General features: G+C 64.6%; 2 protein-coding genes and 1 pseudogene. All 3 read right to left on the minus strand.

Going from position 1 to position 2,587, the window contains the following annotated elements; genetic code table 11:
- Positions 1-265: 265 nt before the first annotated feature.
- Positions 266-1,255: a lipid A biosynthesis lauroyl acyltransferase gene (locus EOA33_RS31565; protein ID WP_126054135.1), complete on the minus strand. Its 990-nt coding sequence runs from the start codon at positions 1,253-1,255 to the stop codon at positions 266-268.
- A 5-nt stretch (positions 1,256-1,260) separates the two neighbouring features.
- Entirely contained in the window at positions 1,261-2,286 is a 1,026-nt protein-coding gene (locus tag EOA33_RS31570; protein ID WP_126054136.1) for a zinc-binding dehydrogenase, read from the minus strand.
- A gap of 38 nt (positions 2,287-2,324) precedes the next feature.
- Positions 2,325-2,587, minus strand: a pseudogene (locus EOA33_RS31575) (beta-ketoacyl-ACP synthase); the annotation flags it as partial.

The following is a 2,587-nucleotide window of genomic DNA, read 5'->3' on the forward strand; positions in this document are numbered from 1 at the left end:
GCGTGAACGTCCACAAATATGTGATCGGCCTGCGGGCGAGCTTCGGCTCGGATACGCTGCTGTCGGAGGACCGCAACGGCGCTACCATGGATACGTACCGGTCGAATTTTACCGTGCCGTTCCTCTAGGGTCAGGTAAGCAAGAGCTACATCAAAGCCGCGAAGAGCAATCTTCGCGGCTTTTCTTTGCTGGTGGCCTCAGTCCTCGATTTCCGGAAAACCTTCAGGCAGTGCAGACCGCGCTGGGAAACCGACCCTGGGTGCGCTCAGCTGACTACTTTCGCCTGCCCACGCCGGCTGCGGCGGCGGCCGCTCATCTCCCACCTTTTGTGGAACCACATCCACTGGCCGGGATCCTCGCGCACCCAGCGCTCGACGACGTCGGCGAGAAGCTGGGTGGTGGCGTGGACGTCGACACTGCCGCTCTCTGTGCGCGGCAAGGTCAGCTTGTCCTCGATCTCGAGGCGGAAACGGTTGTCCGGCAGCCGGACGCAGCGTGCCGGATAGACGTCGCAGTCGTAGTGGCGGGCGAGCATGCCCAGTACCGGATTGCTCTGGCAAGGGCGGCCGAAGAAGGTCGTCTCCAGTCCGCTGGAGAATTTCTGGTCGACGAGCACGCCGATATTGCCGCCGTTCTCCAGGATGGCGGCAAGCGCGAAGGAAGCGCCGGTCGAGGAGGGCAGCAAGCCTCCCATGGTCGAGCGGCGCGTCGAGTGGATGTAATCGGCGAGATAGGGATTATTGGGCGGGCGAAACAGCGCGGTGATGTTCATGCCGAAGGTGGCCGCGGCCACGGGCAGCAGCTCGAAATTGCCGAGATGGCCGGTAAACAGGATATGCGGCTTCTTCTCGCCGGCGATCTCGGCGAAATGCTCGACACCGCGCACCTCGACCCGGCCCGGCTTCGTCGCATTCGGATCGAAATCGAACAGCGCATCGAGGAAGATATACTCGGCCGCGAGGCGGGCCATGTTGCCCCACATGTCCAGCGCGATGGCCTCGATCTCGGCGTCGCTCTTTGCGGGATAGGCGCGCCGCAGATTGTTGACCGCGACCCGATGACGTCCGACCAGCGGGCCGATGCGGCGGGCGACGCGGTCGGCGAAGTTGAGCGCCTTGTCCGGCGGCAGGAGCCGCAGCAGCGAGATCATCGCCATGGCCAGGCGCGCCACCAGCCAGTGCTCCATCTGGCGCAGCCGCCGGCCGTAGCGGAACATGAAGTCCCGGCGGGCTTTCTTGAGCACCTTACCGACCATTTGCCTTAGACGCGCAGGATGATCTTGCCGAACACGTCGCGGCCTTCCATGCGCTTCAGCGCCGCGTCGATGTCGTCGAAGCCGACCTCGGTGTCGATGACGGGAGCGACGAGGCCGGCCGCCATCTTCTGCATCGCATCGGCCATGTTCTCCATGCGGCAGCCGAAGGAGCCGAGCAGCTTCAGCTGCTGCTGGAAGAGCTGCATCAGATTGACCTGTGTCGACACGCCGGAGGTGGAGCCGCATGTGACCAGGCGGCCGCCGCGCTTCAGGCACAGCATCGAGCCGGCGAAGGTGTCGGCGCCGACATGCTCGAAGACGACGTCGACGCCCTTCTTCTTGGTCAGCTTGCGCACGACGCCTTCGAAACGGTCCTCGCGGTAGTTGATGACATGGTCGGCCCCCAACGCCTTGGCCTTGTCGATCTTGTCGTTCGAGCCGACCGTGGTGATGACGGTGCAACCCATCTTCTTCGCCAACTGGATCGCGGCGGTGCCGATGCCGGAGCCGCCGGCATGGACGAGGATCGTCTCGCCGGGCTCGAGTTTCGCATTGTCGAACAGCATGTGCTCGACCGTGCCGAAAGTAACAGGCGCGACCGCCGCGCCGATCTCGGTGACGCCGGGCGGGGCGGGGACCAGCAGGCGGGCCGGCAGATTGATCTTCTCTTGCGCGAAGCCGTCGAGGTGGAAGCCATGAACGCCGGAGACGTGCTCGCAAAGATTGTCGCGTCCTTCGCGGCATGCACGGCAAAGGCCGCACGTGCGCGCGCCATAGATCGACACCAATTGCCCCGGCAGGAGGCTGGAGACGCCGGGGCCGACGGCGTCGACCTCGCCCGACGCCTCGGCGCCGACGACCAGCGGCAGCTTACGCTTGGCGAAGGCCATGCCGCGCCAGCCCCAGACGTCGATATGGTTCAGCGCCACCGCCTTGATGCGCAGCGTCACTTCGCCAAGCGAAGGCGGCGGGGGAGGCGGCAGGTCCACCGTTTCAAGACGGCGGTCCTCGATAAGTTGCAATGCGCGCATGGGGCCTGTCAGTTCGTCAAAAGCGGGAAAACGTCCGCTTAGACCGGTTCCCTCGCCATGACAAGGCACGTGTTCTGGCCGCCGAAGCCGAAGGAGTTCGACAAAACGGTGCCCACCTCGGCATTACGCTTCTTGTTGGGCACCACGTCGAGCACGATCGCCGGGTCGGGATTATCGTAGTTGATGGTCGGCGGGATGACGCTTTCGCGCATCGTCATCAGCGAGAAAGCGGCCTCGACCGCGCCGGCTGCCGACAGGGTGTGGCCGATCATCGACTTGTTGGACGAGATCGGCATCGAGC

Origin of the sequence: Mesorhizobium sp. M4A.F.Ca.ET.050.02.1.1 (genome assembly GCF_003997725.1) — a bacterium.
Lineage (GTDB): Bacteria > Pseudomonadota > Alphaproteobacteria > Rhizobiales > Rhizobiaceae > Mesorhizobium.